The organism is Micromonospora inositola (genome assembly GCF_900090285.1).
Taxonomy (GTDB): domain Bacteria; phylum Actinomycetota; class Actinomycetes; order Mycobacteriales; family Micromonosporaceae; genus Micromonospora; species Micromonospora inositola.
On sequence record NZ_LT607754.1, the window covers coordinates 4,086,924 to 4,100,909 of the forward strand.

12 protein-coding genes and 1 pseudogene are annotated in these 13,986 nt (G+C 75.2%); 9 read left to right on the forward strand and 4 right to left on the reverse strand.

What is annotated here, in order from left to right; translation table 11 throughout:
• The first annotated feature begins 94 nt into the window (after positions 1 to 94).
• Positions 95 to 1,210 carry an XdhC family protein gene (locus GA0070613_RS19580; RefSeq protein ID WP_089013623.1) on the forward strand — a complete coding sequence of 372 codons (1,116 nt, stop codon included), beginning with the start codon at positions 95 to 97 and terminating at the stop codon, positions 1,208 to 1,210.
• Complete coding sequence (locus tag GA0070613_RS19585) at positions 1,207 to 1,806, forward strand: nucleotidyltransferase family protein (protein ID WP_089013624.1); 600 nt, start codon at positions 1,207 to 1,209, stop codon at positions 1,804 to 1,806. The genes GA0070613_RS19580 and GA0070613_RS19585 overlap by 4 nt, the downstream gene beginning before the upstream one ends.
• Before the next feature lie 80 nt (positions 1,807 to 1,886).
• Here GA0070613_RS19585 and GA0070613_RS19590 read toward each other — a convergent pair whose 3' ends face one another.
• On the reverse strand, positions 1,887 to 2,990 hold the full coding sequence (locus GA0070613_RS19590) for a winged helix DNA-binding domain-containing protein (RefSeq protein WP_089013625.1): 1,104 nt from the start codon (positions 2,988 to 2,990) through the stop codon (positions 1,887 to 1,889).
• 78 nt (positions 2,991 to 3,068) lie between these two features.
• Here GA0070613_RS19590 and GA0070613_RS19595 point away from each other — a divergent pair, with 78 nt between their 5' ends.
• The 4 genes from GA0070613_RS19595 (at position 3,069) to tnpB (ending at position 6,681) form a co-directional block, all read left to right on the forward strand.
• On the forward strand, positions 3,069 to 3,827 hold the full coding sequence (locus GA0070613_RS19595) for a HipA family kinase (RefSeq protein ID WP_089016064.1): 759 nt from the start codon (positions 3,069 to 3,071) through the stop codon (positions 3,825 to 3,827).
• Entirely contained in the window at positions 3,824 to 4,192 is a 369-nt protein-coding gene (locus tag GA0070613_RS19600) for a DUF3037 domain-containing protein (protein ID WP_089013626.1), read from the forward strand. Before GA0070613_RS19595 ends, GA0070613_RS19600 begins: the two co-directional genes overlap by 4 nt.
• A 266-nt stretch (positions 4,193 to 4,458) precedes the next feature.
• Positions 4,459 to 5,076 carry an NAD(P)H:quinone oxidoreductase gene (gene wrbA, locus GA0070613_RS19605; RefSeq protein ID WP_089013627.1) on the forward strand — a complete coding sequence of 206 codons (618 nt, stop codon included), beginning with the start codon at positions 4,459 to 4,461 and terminating at the stop codon, positions 5,074 to 5,076.
• Between the two features lie 195 nt (positions 5,077 to 5,271).
• Entirely contained in the window at positions 5,272 to 6,681 is a 1,410-nt protein-coding gene (tnpB, locus tag GA0070613_RS19610) for an IS607 family element RNA-guided endonuclease TnpB (RefSeq protein ID WP_089013628.1), read from the forward strand.
• A gap of 52 nt (positions 6,682 to 6,733) precedes the next feature.
• Here tnpB and GA0070613_RS19615 read toward each other — a convergent pair whose 3' ends face one another.
• The gene (locus tag GA0070613_RS19615) at positions 6,734 to 8,692 is read right to left on the reverse strand and encodes a chorismate-binding protein (protein WP_089013629.1); all 1,959 of its coding nucleotides are present in this window, start codon (positions 8,690 to 8,692) and stop codon (positions 6,734 to 6,736) included.
• Positions 8,693 to 8,952: 260 nt separating this feature from the next.
• Between GA0070613_RS19615 and GA0070613_RS19620 the strand changes: the two genes are divergently transcribed.
• From GA0070613_RS19620 to GA0070613_RS19630, 3 genes are all read left to right on the forward strand, one after another.
• Positions 8,953 to 10,356 carry an FGGY family carbohydrate kinase gene (locus GA0070613_RS19620; RefSeq protein WP_089013630.1) on the forward strand — a complete coding sequence of 468 codons (1,404 nt, stop codon included), beginning with the start codon at positions 8,953 to 8,955 and terminating at the stop codon, positions 10,354 to 10,356.
• A 105-nt stretch (positions 10,357 to 10,461) separates the two neighbouring features.
• Complete coding sequence (locus GA0070613_RS19625) at positions 10,462 to 13,047, forward strand: nitrate- and nitrite sensing domain-containing protein (RefSeq protein WP_089013631.1); 2,586 nt, start codon at positions 10,462 to 10,464, stop codon at positions 13,045 to 13,047.
• A complete protein-coding gene (locus GA0070613_RS19630; protein ID WP_089013632.1) occupies positions 13,044 to 13,466 on the forward strand; it encodes a roadblock/LC7 domain-containing protein in 423 nt (140 codons plus the stop codon). Before GA0070613_RS19625 ends, GA0070613_RS19630 begins: the two co-directional genes overlap by 4 nt.
• A gap of 52 nt (positions 13,467 to 13,518) precedes the next feature.
• Here GA0070613_RS19630 and GA0070613_RS34430 read toward each other — a convergent pair whose 3' ends face one another.
• Together GA0070613_RS34430 and GA0070613_RS33495 are read right to left on the reverse strand one after the other, a co-directional pair.
• Positions 13,519 to 13,656, reverse strand: coding sequence for a family 1 glycosylhydrolase (locus GA0070613_RS34430; RefSeq protein WP_089016065.1), 138 nt, complete (start codon positions 13,654 to 13,656; stop codon positions 13,519 to 13,521).
• A 6-nt stretch (positions 13,657 to 13,662) separates the two neighbouring features.
• Positions 13,663 to 13,905, reverse strand: a pseudogene (locus GA0070613_RS33495) (family 1 glycosylhydrolase); the annotation flags it as partial.
• Positions 13,906 to 13,986: the final 81 nt, after the last annotated feature.

Genomic DNA, 13,986 nt, shown 5'->3' on the forward strand with positions numbered 1-13,986 from the left:
CCGCCCGCCCCGCACCCGGTCAGACTACCGTCGTTCCTGCCGTTAACGGACAAAACCGGGCGAACGCCCGACGGGTGGGGATCGGCGGAGCGGGATGGACGAGATACTGGCCGCGGCGTTGGAGTGGCGCCGGCAGGGCGTCCCGTTCGGACTGGCCGCCGTGGTGTCCAGTACCGCGGGCGGCGTGACCGCACCGGGCGACCTGCTGGCCGTGGACCCGTCCGGAGACGTGCGCGGCGGCATCCCCGCCGGCTGTGCCGAGTCGGCGGTGCTCGACGCGGCGACGGAGACGCTGCGTACCGGGCGGACCCGGCTGGCCCGGTACGCCGTCGGCGCGGACGGTCCCTGGCCGGCCCGACCCGGCTGCGCCGGGGTCCTGGAGGTGCTGCTGCGGCGCGTCACACCGCACGGCCCGACGGGGCGGGCGCTCGCCGCCCTGGCCGGCCCGGACCCGGTCGCCGTGGCCACCGTCGTCGGTGGGCCGGCGCCCTTCGCCGCCCAACTGGTGGTCCGGCCGGACGCGACGGAGGGCGGCCTCGGCGACCCGGCGCTGGACGAATGGGTCGTCGGCCGCGCCGCCGGCCTGCTGAACGGCGGCACCGTGGTGCTCCGCCGGGGCGACCGGCCGCCGGTCCGGGTGCTGCTCCAGGCGGTGCCGGCCGCGCCCCGGATGCTGCTGTTCGGCGCCACCGCCGTCACCGCGGCGCTCAGCCGGGTCGGCGCCGGACTGGGCTACCGGGTCGTCGTCTGCGACCCGCGCCCGGCGTTCGCCACCACCCGACGGTTCCCGGACGCCGACGAGGTGCACCGGGCCTGGCCGCACCGGTGGCTGGCCGGCACCCCGGTCGACGCCGGCACGGTGCTCTGCCTGCTCGGTCACGATCCGCGCTACGAGATCCCGCTGCTGCGCGCGGCCCTGGACACCCCGGCCGGCTACATCGGGGTGCTCGGCAGCCGGAGCGCGCACGAGGCCCGCCTCGCCCGGCTGCGCGCCGACGGGGTCTCACCGACCCAACTGGCCCGGCTGGCCGCGCCGGCCGGGCTCGACCTCGGCGGACGTACGCCGGTGGAGACGGCGCTGGCGATCGCGGCGGAGGTGGTGGCCCGGCGGCACGGCGGCACCGGTCGGGCGCTGCACGCCCTGAGCGGCCCGATCCATCGTGGCGGCGCCCCGGACCCGGCCCGCCAGCCCGCGGCGTCGCTGCGGTGATCGCCGCCGGGCTGCTGCTCGCCGCCGGGGCGGGGCGCCGGTTCGGCCGGCCCAAGGCGCTGGTCGAGCTGGCCGGCGAGCCGCTCGTCCGGCGCGGGGTCCGCCTGCTCCGGGCCGGCGGCTGCGCGCCGGTCCATGTGGTCGTCGGCGCGGGCGCGGACGCACTGCCCGAGCTGCCCGGGACCGTGCTGGTCCTCAACCGGCACTGGCGGGACGGGCTGGGCAGCTCCTTGCGCTGCGGCCTGGCGTCGCTGCCGGGGCACGTCCACGCCGCCGTGGTGGTGCTCGTCGACCAGCCGTCGCTCGCGCCGGCCGCGGTGTGCCGGGTGCGCGCGGCCCACGCGGCCGGCGCCACCGTCGCGGTCGCCACCTACGGCGGGCGGACCGGGCATCCGGTGCTGCTCGACCGTGCCACGTGGCCGATGCTCGGCCGGTACGCGACCGGGGACCGGGGTGCCCGCGACCTCCTGCGTGCCCGTCCAGATCTGGTGACCCTGGTTCCGTGCGACGGCGCCGGCAGCCCGGCCGACCTGGACACGCCGGCCGACCTGGCCCGGCACCCGGCGGCCGGCGGGGCGGCCCCACCGGCGCCGTGACCGGTCAGACCGTCCGGCGCGCCTGGCCGGTCTGCATGCGGCGGCGGCCAGGGCCGTCATCGCTGTGCCGGGTGCGGGCGTCACCAGGCGAGACGCAGCGGCAGGTCGAGAAAGCGGGCGTAACCGTTCAGGGCCTCCTCGACCCGGGCCCGCGTCGCGCCCGCGAGCGGGGTCAGCGGCTGCACGGTCACCGTCACCCGGGTCTTGCCGATGGTGCGCTTCCAGGTGCCGACCACCCGGCCGCCACGCACCACGGTGGCCTGGAAGACCCCGTTTCCGCCGGGGACGACGGCGGGCAGGTGCGCCCGGTCGAGCATCAGCGCGCGGTCCTTGAAGCCGAGCAGGTACTCGTCGAAGCCGGGCAGCACGTGCAGGTCGTCGACCGGGGCGCGGGGCGCGTCGAGCAGGGCCGCGTCGACGATCGCCTCCGCGTCGTCCACCCGGACGGTGGCCAAGGCGTCGCCCGCCACCGCGATGCCGCGCCTGGCGTCGGCGGCGGTCAGCCCGGTCCAACCGGCGAAGTCCTGCCGTGTGGTGGGCCCGTGACCGCGGAAGTAGCGCAGCGCCAGGATGCCGAGCGCCTCGTCGCGTTCCGGCCGGTGCGGGTCGGGCGCCCACTCGTCCAGCAGGGCGAACGTCTGCTCGGTGCCGACGTGCGGGGCGATGCAGGTGACGCCGCGCTGGCTGGCGTACCAGAGCAGGTGGTAGCCGCGCTGCCCACTCGTGTCGATCCCCGCCGCGGTGAGGGTGGCGAGGCACTGGGCGCGGGTGAGCCGGCCGCCGCCGACCAGCGCGGCGCCCAGCACGTCGGCGGCCCGGTCGGCCTCGGCCTCGGTGAGCCCCAGGGTGGCCCGGCGGGCGGCGGCACCGGCCAGCGCGCGTACGCCGGTCACCGCCAGCATCCAGCGGGCGTCCCGGGGCGGTACGAGATGGACCGTGCCGCGCATCGGCCAGGTCCGCAGCGCCTCCCGCCGCTCCAGCGCGGCCCGGACGTCGGTCAGGCTCCACCCCTGCAGCCGTACGCCCAGCGACCACATGCCGCTCGCCGCGTCCTGGGCCTGCATGGCGCCGAACCACTCGACCACCCCGGCCACGTCGGCCGGCTTCGCGCTGGGGTGCGGGCGCAGCAGCAGGCTGGTCATCCGCAGGGCCAGGGCCTCCGCGCCGGTGAGCCGCACGTCCATCGGGTCGCCTCCCGCCGGTGGTGGACGGTCAGCATAGGCGGCCGGTCCGACGCTTTCGGGACCGTTAGGGTGGGCGACGTGCTTCGTCAGGTCACCGGCATCCGGTACGTCACCCCGCTGCGCGAGGGCGGTTCGCTGCCCGGCGTGGTGGAGGCCGACGACCTCGGCACCTACGTGGCGAAGTTCCGCGGCGCGGGGCAGGGGCCGAAGGCGCTGGTGGCGGAGGTGATCTGCGGCGAGCTGGCCCGCCGGCTCGGGCTGGCGGTGCCGCCGCTGGTGGTGCTCACCATCGACCCGGTCATCGGTCGGGCCGAGCCCGACCAGGAGGTGCAGGAGCTGTTGCGCAACAGCGGCGGGGCGAACCTGGGGATGGACTTCCTGCCCGGCGCGCTCGGCTACGACCCGGTCGCCCACCCGGTCGACGCGGAGCTGGCCTCCCGGGTGCTCTGGTTCGACGCGTACACCGAGAACGTCGACCGGAGCTGGCGCAACCCCAACCTGCTGATGTGGCACCGGCAGCTGTGGCTGATCGACCACGGCGCCACCCTCTACTTCCACCACAACTGGCCGCGCGCCGAGGCCGCCGTGCACCGGGTCTACCGGGCCGATGACCACGTGCTCGCCCCGTATGCCACCCGACTGGCCGAGGCGGACGCCGACCTGGCCCCCCGGATCGGGCGGGAGCTGCTCACCGAGGTCCTCGCGCTGGTGCCGGGGGAGTGGCTGACCGGCCCGGACTTCGACACCCCCGACGCCGCCCGGGCGGCGTACGTGGACCACCTGGCGCGGCGGGTCGCGCGGACCGACGCCTGGCTGCCCGCCGGGAGCGCGGCATGAGAGAGCCCTTCGAGTACGCGGTGATCCGGCTGGTGCCCCGGGTGGAGCGCGGCGAGCAGATCAACGTGGGCGTGCTGCTCTACTGTCAGGCCCGCCACTTCCTCGGCGCGCGTACCCACCTGGACGCCGACCGGGCCCGCGCCCTGGCCCCCGACGTGGACCTGGAGGCGGTGGCGGCGGCGCTGGGCTCCTGGGACCGGACCTGCGGCGGCGACGGGCCGGCGCGGACGATGAAGCCGGGGGAGCGGTTCCGCTGGTTGGCCGCCCCGCGGAGCACGATGATCCAGGCCGGTCCGGTGCACACCGGGCTGACCGCCGATCCGGCGGCGGAGCTGGACCGGCTGATGGACGCCCTGGTCCGCTGACCCCTGATCGCGCTACGCCAGCCTCGTCGCCGGCGGAGCGCGATCCCCCGTTCAGGCCCCGGCGCGGGGCGGCGGCGGGGTTCCGCCGGCACCGGTGCGATCAGAATCCCCGGCGGGCGGAGCCTCGGCACCGTTGCGGATCGAAACTTGCGCAAATCTTGAGCAGCCGCAACCTATCGATCGACATGAGTGTGTCCGGCGGCCGTTTGATGCCGCACGCAACGGGTAGTCGCCGGAGCTGATCCGATTTGAGGAGGGAACGTCTGATGGATGGTCGGACCAAGGTCGCGGTGATCTACTACAGCGCGACCGGCATCACTTACCAGATGGCGCAGTCAGCGGTCGAGGCCGCCGGCGAGGCCGGGGCCGAGGTGCGCCTGCGCAAGGTACGTGAGCTGGCGCCCGACGAGGCGATCCGCTCCAACTCCGGGTGGCAGGCGCACCACCTGGAGACCCAGGACGTGATGGAGGCGCAGCTCGACGACCTTTCCTGGGCCGACGTGGTGATCTTCGGCTCGCCCACCCGCTACGGCATGGTCGCCGCCCAGCTCAAGCAGTTCATCGACACCACCGGCCCGCTCTGGGCCCAGGGTGCGCTGGTCAACAAGGTCTACTCGGCGTTCTGCACGACGGCCACCTCGCACGGCGGCCAGGAGTCCACCCTGCTGGCGCTGTTCAACGTCTTCTACCACTGGGGTGGCATCGTGGTGGCCCCCGGCTACACCGACCCCAGCCAGTTCGTCGCGGGTAACCCGTACGGCGCCTCGCACACCAGCAACAACGGCGAGACCGCGCCCGACGACATCGCGCTGAACGCGACCGCGCTGACCGCGAAGCGCGCGATCCAGATCAGCACCGCCCTGAAGAAGGGCATGGCCGGCTGACCCGACAGGCGGTGACCGGTGGTCGGACGGGGGGTGTCAACTGTTGCCGGTTGAGTAGGCGTTGGCATGCGCTGGTGACATTGAAAGAGTGGCTTGCGGTGTGGGTGGTGCACGTGAAGGGGGATCAGGCGGTCGGCGGCTCGGTGCCGTGGGGTGCGGCGTTGGTGGTTGCGGTTTACGTCGTACCCGGTGGTTATGGTGCTGGGCGTGGCGGGCCGGGAGCGGTTGGGTGTGGTGCAGGCGTACCGGTTCGCGTTGGACCTGACGCCCCGGCAGGAGCGGGTGGTGTTGGCTCACGCGGGGGCGGCGCGGGTGGCGCACAACTGGGCGCTGGCCCGGGTCAAGGCGGTCATGGACCAGCGGGCCGCCGAACGCACCTACGGCATCGACGACGAGCACCTCACCCCCGCGATCGGCTGGTCTCTGCCGGCGCTGCGCAGGGCGTGGAATCAGGCGAAGTCCGATGTGGCGCCGTGGTGGGCGGAGTGCTCCAAGGAGGCGTTCAACACCGGCCTGGACGCGCTGGCCCGGGGGTTGAAGAACTGGTCGGAGTCCCGCACCGGCAAGCGGGCCGGGCGCCGGGTGGGGTTCCCGCGGTTCAAGTCACGCCGCCGCTCCACACCCTCGGTGCGGTTCACCACCGGGGCCATCCGCGTCGAGCCGGACCGTAGGCATGTGGTGTTGCCTCGGCTGGGCCGGTTGAAGCTGCACGAGTCGGCTCGTAAGCTCGCCCGCCGGCTGGAGGCGGGCACCGCCCGGATCGTGTCGGCGACGGTGCGCCGCGACGGTGGCCGCTGGTACGTGTCTTTCACCTGCGCGGTGCAGCGCGCCCGGGGTGCGGCGGCCTGCCCGGATGCGACGGTCGGCGTGGACCTGGGTGTGACGCATCTGGCGGTGTTGTCCACCGGTGAGGTGGAGCCCAACCCGCGCCATTTGGACGGCGCCGCCCGCCGGATGCGGCGTCTCGCCCGGCGCATGTCTCGCGGGGTCGGCCCTGACCGGCGCACCGGCCGGCGTGCATCGAAGCGGTGGGAGCGGGCGTCCGCCCGGCTCGGTCGGGCGCATGCCCGGGTGGCTCATCTGCGCCGTGACGGTCTGCACAAGCTGACTACCCGGCTCGCCGGCGAGTACGGCACGCTGGTGGTGGAAGACCTCAACGTGGCCGGGATGCTCGCCAACCGGCGGCTGGCCCGAAGCGTCGCCGACGCCGGGTTCGCCGAACTACGGCGGCAACTGGCGTACAAAACCTCATGGCGCGGCGGGCGGCTGGTAGTGGCCGACCGGTGGTATCCGTCCTCGAAGACCTGCTCGAGCTGCGGCGCGGTGAAAACCAAGCTCGCCCTGTCCGAGCGCACCTACACCTGCACCCTGTGCGGCCTCGTCCTGGACCGGGACGTCAATGCCGCACGGAACCTGGCCGCGCTGGCGGTCACCGTCGCCGGGAGTGGCCCGGAGACGCGAAACGGACGTGGAGCCGACCGTAAGACCCGCCCCGGCGGGCTGGTGGCTGTGAAACGTCAACCCGGCACCGCCACGGCGGGGAAGACCGGGACCGTCCCACCGCAAGGTAGGACATCCAATCATGAGCTCACCCACGCATCATGAAAGGAAACGGCTCTCGACCCGTCCGGACCACCACCACCGGTCGCCCTCAGCCCTACCCCCGATCGGCCGGACCATGCCCGGTCAGGGCCGGATTGGCGAGCAGATGCCCGAGCAGGTCGGCCAGCACGGCCAGGCCGTCCCGGCTGAGCACCGACTCCGGGTGGAACTGCACCCCGGCGAAACCCGGCCCGCGTAGCGCGTGCACCGCCCCGTCCGCCGGGTCCCGGGACAGCTCCACCGGCCCGTACGCGCTGGCCACCCGGTCGGCGTCGGCGCGGGCGGTGAACGTGGAGTAGAAGCCCACCCGGCGGGCCGCCCCGAAGACCGTCACGTCCCGCTGCACCCCCTGGTACGGCGCCTCCCGCCGGTGCAGCGGCAGCCCGAGCAGCCCGGAGAGCAGCTGATGCCCGAGGCAGACCGCCAGCGTGGGCCGGCCGGCGGCCAGCAGGCCCGCCAGCAGCGCCCGCATCACCGCCATCTTCGGCGCTGCGGGGTCGCCCGGGTCACCCGGCCCGGGACCGACCACCACCAGGTCGTACCCGTCCACCGGGGCGGGCTCCCGCCAGTCGCGGCGGTCCACCCGCAGGCCGAGCGCGCCGAGCTGGTGGGCGAGCATCCCGGTGAAGGTGTCCTCACCGTCCACGATCAGCGCCCGCAGGCCGGTGAGCCCGGGCAGCGCGGACGCGCCGGGCGTGCGCTGGTCGAGCCAGAACCGGGCCAGCGGGGCGTTGCGGGCGGCGAGCGCCGCGCGAACCTCGGGATCGTTGGCGAGCGACCGTTCCGGGTCGTGGCGGGGCGTCAGACCCGCCGAGACCGCCGGGCGGGCGGCGGGCTCCGGCGCGTCCGGGCCGAGGCCGAGCGCGGCCAGCACCCCGGCCCCCTTCGCGTGCGTCTCCGCCACCTCGTCCTCGGCGGTGGAGTGCCGGACCAGGGTCGCCCCGACCGGTACCCGCAGCTCGCCGGCGGGGGAGAGCTCCGCGGTCCGGATCAGGATCGGCGCGTCCAGGGTCTGCCGGCCGTCGTCGTCCCGGCCGAGCAGCGCGAGGACGCCCGCGTAGTAGCGGCGGCCGGTCCGCTCGTGCCGGGCGATCACCCGGCAGGCGTTCTCCATCGGGCTGCCGGTGACCGTCGGGGCGAACATCGTCTCCCGCAGCACCTCCCGGACGTCCCGCGAGCCGCGCCCCGCGAGCAGGTACTCGGTGTGTGCGAGGTGCGCCATCTCCTTCAGGTGCGGCCCGACCACCTGGCCGCCGTGCTCGGCGACGGTCGCCATCATCTTCAGCTCCTCGTCGAGCACCATGTACAGCTCCTCGACCTCCTTCGGGTCGTGGAGGAAGCGCAGCAGGGCGTCGCGGTCCGCCGCCGCGCCGGTGTGCCGGAACGTGCCGCTGATCGGGTTCATCATCACCAGGCCGTCGTCGACACTGACGTGCCGTTCCGGGCTGGCCCCGACCAGGATCCGGGTGCCGGTGTGCACCACGAACGTCCAGTACGCGCCGCGCTCGCGCAGCAGCAGCCGGCGCAGCGCGGCCAGCGCCGCCACCAGCGGCGGCCCCTGCACGGTGGCCCGCATGGTGCGGTGGATGACGAAGTTGGCGCCCTCACCCCGGCCGATCTCGTCGGCGATCACCCGGCCGACGGTCGCGGCGTACTCGTCGTCGGCGACGTCGAAGCCGGCCCCGGTGCTGCGCACCGGACGGTCGGGCAGGACGTCGAGCGCGTCGGCCAGCCCGATCCGCTGGTGTGCGGAGATCACCAGGCACTCCAGCGGCATGCCGTCGTCGACGCAGGCGAAGCCGCGCTCGCCGATCTGCCGGTACGGGACCAGGGCCAGCGTGCGCGGGCCGGGCGGGCCGTCGGGCAGCGGGATGTCGGCGAGCCGGTCGGCCGTGCGTACCGTGCCGGTGAAGAGCTCGAGATGGTCGGCGCCCTCGCGGCGGACGAGGGCGAACGGGCCGGGGTCGACGCCGTCGGCGGCGGCGGCGGCGAGCAGGTCGTGCGGGCGGGTCATCGGGGTCTCCTCGGGCCGGGAGCCGCCGGCGGGGCGGCCCGGGATGCCGGGGAGAGACCGGCGGCCGCCTCGTCGGGCGGCCGCGTGGGAAAGCTACGCGCGGGGGTGGGCCGCCGGGTCGGCGGGCCACCAGCAGGACAGGTGCGCGGGCATGGCGATCACTGTACGCGACCCGGCGGCCCCCGGGAACCCGATCGCGCGGTCCCGGCCGGGTCGGATCTTGGCTTCGCCGCCCGGCCTGCCGGGTAGGTTGACCGGCAATGAACATTCTCGCTCTCGACCTGGGCACCTCCTCCGTACGGGGACTCGTGCTGGACGCGGACGCCACCCCGCGGCCCGGCGCGCTGGCCCGGCGGAAGGTGCACCTGGCCACCGGCGAGGACGGCACCGGCACCCTGGACGGCCCGCGCTACCTGGCCTGCCTGGCGGAGTGCCTGGACGAGCTGGCCGACGCCGGCCACCTGCGCGACGTCGAGCTGGTGACGGCCTCGGCGCAGTGGCACTCGGTGGTCCCGCTGGACGTCGACGGCGAGCCGCTCGGTCCGGTGCTGACCTGGCTGGACACCCGGGCGACACCGTCCGCGGGCGCGGCCGGTCCGACCGACCTGCACGCCTTCCACCAGCGCACCGGCGCCTGGTGGCACCGCGGTTACTGGTCCGTGCGGCTGCCCTGGCTGCGGGAGCGCGCGGGCACCCCGGCCGCCCGCTTCGCCGGCCTGGCCGAGTACGTCCTCGAGGTGCTGCTCACCGAGGCGCCGATCTCCGTCTCGATGGCCTCCGGCACCGGGCTGCTCGACCTGCGCCGGCTGGACTGGGACGCGGAGGCCTGTGACCTGGCCGGCGTCGGCCCCGGCGAGCTTCCCCCGTTGGCCCCGATGGGCTGGCGCGGCCGGCTGCGGCCGGAGCACGCCCGGCGCTGGCCGCAGCTGGCCGGGGCCCGGTGGACCGTCCCGGTGGGCGACGGCGCGGCGTCCAATGTCGGCTCCGGCTGCGTCGACCCGTCCCGGGCCGCGGTCACCGTGGGCACCTCAGCCGCGGTACGCCTCATCCAGCCGCTGCCGGCCGGGGCGGCGCTGCCGCCGCTGCCCGACCAGCTCTGGCGCTACCGGGTCGACCACGAGCACGTGGTGACCGGGTCGGCGTACTCCAGCGGCGGGAACCTCTTCGGCTGGGCCAAGCGGGAGCTGCGGTTGCCCGAAGGCGCCGAGCTGGAGGCCGCGCTGTCCCGGGTTTCGGCGGACGGCCGGGTGTCGGCCAACCCCCGCTTCGGCGGTGACCGCCCGCCGGGCGTGGCGCCGGCCGGCTCCGGTGAGCTGCGCGGGCTCAGCTTCGGCGCCACCGCCGTCGACCTCTTCGCCGGGCTGATGACCGGTCTGTGCCAGCTGGTCGCCGAGGACCTGGCGCTGCTGGAGTCCGGCGTCGTGCAGCCGGCCGAGGTGGTGCTCGGCGGGGGCGCGATGGCCGCCTCCGCGTGGTGGCGACAGGCGTTCGTCGCCGCGCTGGCGCCACGGGAGGTGCGGCACCAGCGGCATCCGGAGATCGGGGCGACCGGGGCCGCGCTGGTGGCGCTCGGGCGGGTCGCCGACGGGGCTCGGCTCGGCGGCATCGGCCGGACGGACGAGGCGGAGGCGCCGAACACCGTAGCCGGTGCCCGGCCGGGCTGACCGTCCTCGTTCACCGGCCGGTCAGGCCGTTGACACCGTACGCCGGCCTGGTTGGATGGACTGCGCTCCCCGAGGTGGCGGAGGCGAGGGACCGAGGAGGCACGTGTGGGCGCAGGTCCCGACCCCGATCGGGGCGCGGTCTCGAACCACCGCCGGAACCGGTTCGACGTCCGGGTCGTACCGCACCGTCGCCGTTCGGCTTTGCGGCTGCGGGACTGGCGGATGCGCACCAAGCTCGCCACCGTGCTGATCGTCCCGTCGGTGGCGTTCCTGGTCCTGGCCGGGGTGCAGACCCGGGCGCTGGTCGGGCAGACCACCACGCTGAGCGACTTCGCCCAGCAGGTCGGCATCGGCCGGCAGATCACCCTCGCGGTGGACCGGCTCCAGCACGAACGGGACCGCACAGCGGGTGAGCTCGCCGCGCTGCGTCGGGCCGGCGGCGGAGCCGAGCGGGACGCCGCAATCTTCGAGCTGAAGCCGCTGCAGACCGCCTCCGACCAAGCCCTGGCCGAGCTGCGCCGAGCGGCCGAGCCGCTGGCCCACGCCGACGCCGCCTGGCGGGTGTCCTATTCGGAGGTGCTGGAGGCGTACGACCAGGTCATCTACATCCGTCCCGCGGTGCCGCCGGCGGTGCTCGGCAGCGACACCATCCTGAACAACTACCACCGGGCGATCGGCGCGCTGCTCCACCTGCTGGCCGCGCCGTCGCCTCGGGAGAACCAGCGGGCGCTCACCGACGCGGTGCTGCGGTACGTTCAGCTCGCCCGGGTCAAGGAGCTCTCGTCGCGGATCCGCGCCCAGCTCTACGAGGCGGCCCGCGCCGGCCGGTACGAGCTGGACGATCAGGTCGCCCTGACCGACCTGCGGGCCCAGCAGCTGACCGCGCTGGGCGCGTTCCGGGTGGCGGCCACCGCCGGCCAGGTCCGCCGCTACGACCAGACGTCGGTGGACCCGGGGTTCGTGTCGGCCACCCGCATGGAGGAGAGGACCCTCCCCAGCGGCGCGGCCCCACCCGCGGTGCTGTCCGCACCGCACTGGTGGGCGGCCAGCGAGCAGCGTCAGGAGCTGCTCCGGCAGCTGGAGGGCGAGGTGCTCGATGACGCCGTACGCCGCGCCGACGACGCCAGCTCGGGGCAGTTGCGGGACACCCTGCTGGTGGTCGGCGGCATCGTCGCGGTACTGCTGGTCGCCGTGCTGATCTCGCTGCTGATCGGTCGGTCCATCGCCCGGTCCATGCGGCTGCTGCGCAGCCAGGCGCTGCGGATCGCGCAGGTCGAGCTGCCCGACGCCCTCGACCGGCTGCGCGCCGTGGACAGCCCGGTGACCGGGATGGACGTACCGCCGGCCGTGGTCCGTTCGCTGGACGAGATCGGCGAGCTGGCCGAGGCGTTCGTGGCGGTGCACCGCAGCGCGGTCAGCGTGGCCGTCGAGCAGGCGCTGATGCGCCGCAACGTCAACGCGATGTTCGTCAACCTCGCCCGGCGCAGCCAGGTGCTGGTCGAGCGGCAGCTCGAGCTCCTCGACGACCTGGAACGCGAGGAGAACGATCCGGAGCAGCTGGAGAACCTGTTCAAGCTGGACCATCTGGCCGCCCGCATGCGCCGTAACGACGAGAGCCTGCTGGTGCTGGCCGGCACGGAGTCCACCCGGCGGTGGAACCGCCCGGTCGGCCTGACGGCCGTGCTGCTCGCCGCCGGCGCCGAGATCGAGCAGTACCAGCGGGTCCGCCACGACTCGAGGCCGGACCTGCACGTCGTCGGGCACGCCGTCGGCGACCTGGTGCACCTCTTCGCCGAGCTGCTGGAGAACGCGACCGCGTTCTCCCGCCCGGACACCGTCGTCCGGGTCAGCGCTGGGGCCGAGGGCCCCGGGGCGCTGGTGGAGATCGCCGACCGGGGGCTCGGCATGAGCGCGAGCGCGCTGGCGGAGGCGAACGCGTTGCTGGCCGAGCCACCGGCGGCCGACGTCGCGGCCTCCGAGCGGATGGGCCTGTTCGTGGTCAGCCACCTGGGCGCGCGGCATCGCGTCCAGATCCGGTTGCAGGGCGGCCAGGACGGCCTCGTCGCCCAGGTCCGGATCCCCGCCGAGCTGCTCGCGCCGGCACCCGCTCCCGGGCTGGACGCGCCGGCCACGCGCCGGATGCTGACCCAGGTCGGCGCGGCTACCCGGCCGGCCACCCCGCCCGCCGTGCCGGTGCCGGGGCTGCCGGTGGCCGGTCGTTGGCCGGAGCCGCCTCTGTCGCCGACGGAGGTGCCCGTGGCGGGCCGGCGGCCGGAGGCGCCGGCGGAGCTGCCCGTGGCGGGCCGGCGGCCGGAGCCGCCGCCGGTGCCGCGGCAGACCCGGCAGGCGCCGATCCGGGCCGAGAACGTGCTCACCCCGTCGGCCGACGGCGGCGGCTGGTTCTCCCGCCATGGGCCGTCGTCGTCGACGCTCGGCGTCACCCCGGCGCCGGCCGAGACGCCGGTGACCGGCGGGACCAACGAGCGGGGCCTGCCGGTACGAGTGCCGATGGCGCAGCTGGCCGCGGTCACCCGCTCCGCCCGCCCCGACCCGCGCCACGAACCCGACCCGGACGCCGTCGGCGGCATGCTCTCCCGCTTCTACGGCGGGGTGCGGCGGGCCGAGGCCGAGGAGACCACAGAGTTGATCATGCCGCCCGTCGGCGACCGCAGCAAAGGGAGACAACAATGATGACGTTGAGCCAGGAGGCGCGTGACCTGAGCTGGCTGGTCAACGCGTTCGCCGAGCGGGTCCCCGGGGTGGCGCACGCGGTGGTGGTCTCCTCCGACGGGCTGCTGGTGGCGATCTCCGCCCACCTGCCCCGCGACCACGCCGACAAGCTGGCCGCGGTGACCTCGGGGCTGATGAGCATCACCGCCGGCGCCGCCCAGATGTTCGACGGCGACATCGTCAAGCAGACCGTCGTGGAGATGGGGCGCGGGTACTTCCTCGTCATGCAGATCCGGGACGGCTCGATCCTGGCCACCCTGGCCGCCGCCGACGCCGACATCGGCGTGGTCGGCTACGAGATGGCGCGGTTGGCGAAGCAGGCCGGCGAGATGCTCACCCCCGCGCTGCGGGCGGAGCTGCAGCAGGCGCTGCCCCGCTGACCGGGGCGACCGGGCCGGGGCGTCCACCCCGGCCGGGTCGCCGCCGCGGCGCTCAGAGGCGGTTGTCGCGGATCACCGTGCGATACCAGTGGGCGCTGCGCTTGAGCACCCGGCGCTGCGTCGGGTAGTCGACGTAGACCAGGCCCCAGCGCTGGTCGTACCCCTCGGCCCACTCGAAGTTGTCCAGCAGCGACTAGCGGTGGTAGTGGTCGGCGGCGATGTCGCCGGTGTCGCCGTTGCGGGTCCGGCCCGGGGTGTGGCTGAAGGTGTCCCAGATGGACTCGCCCCGGCCGTCCTCCTTCGCCGCCCCCTCGATCTGGTACGCCGACGTGGCCGCGCCCCAGCCGAAGCCCGGCGGGAAGCGCAGCGGTCCGCGCGGGTCCGGGCTGTTCTCCCGGTCCGGGGCGCTGTCGCAGCCACCGACCGCCGTGGCGGCCACGACGGCAAGCCCGGCGCCCGCCAGCCCGGCCCGGGCCGCTCCGGCGGCCGTGGCGGACAGGGCGGCGCGGTGGATCCCACG

What these genes read in the sequence shown, in the direction of transcription:
- GA0070613_RS19580 (WP_089013623.1), top strand. Translation starts at nt 95, where the DNA reads ATGGACGAGATACTGGCCGCGGCGTTGGAGTGGCGCCGGCAGGGCGTC.
- tnpB (WP_089013628.1), top strand. Translation starts at nt 5,272, where the DNA reads ATGGTGCTGGGCGTGGCGGGCCGGGAGCGGTTGGGTGTGGTGCAGGCG.
- wrbA (WP_089013627.1), top strand. Translation starts at nt 4,459, where the DNA reads ATGGATGGTCGGACCAAGGTCGCGGTGATCTACTACAGCGCGACCGGC.
- GA0070613_RS19615 (WP_089013629.1), bottom strand. Translation starts at nt 8,692, where the DNA reads ATGACCCGCCCGCACGACCTGCTCGCCGCCGCCGCCGCCGACGGCGTC.
- GA0070613_RS19630 (WP_089013632.1), top strand. Translation starts at nt 13,044, where the DNA reads ATGATGACGTTGAGCCAGGAGGCGCGTGACCTGAGCTGGCTGGTCAAC.
- GA0070613_RS19600 (WP_089013626.1), top strand. Translation starts at nt 3,824, where the DNA reads ATGAGAGAGCCCTTCGAGTACGCGGTGATCCGGCTGGTGCCCCGGGTG.
- GA0070613_RS19620 (WP_089013630.1), top strand. Translation starts at nt 8,953, where the DNA reads ATGAACATTCTCGCTCTCGACCTGGGCACCTCCTCCGTACGGGGACTC.
- GA0070613_RS19590 (WP_089013625.1), bottom strand. Translation starts at nt 2,990, where the DNA reads ATGGACGTGCGGCTCACCGGCGCGGAGGCCCTGGCCCTGCGGATGACC.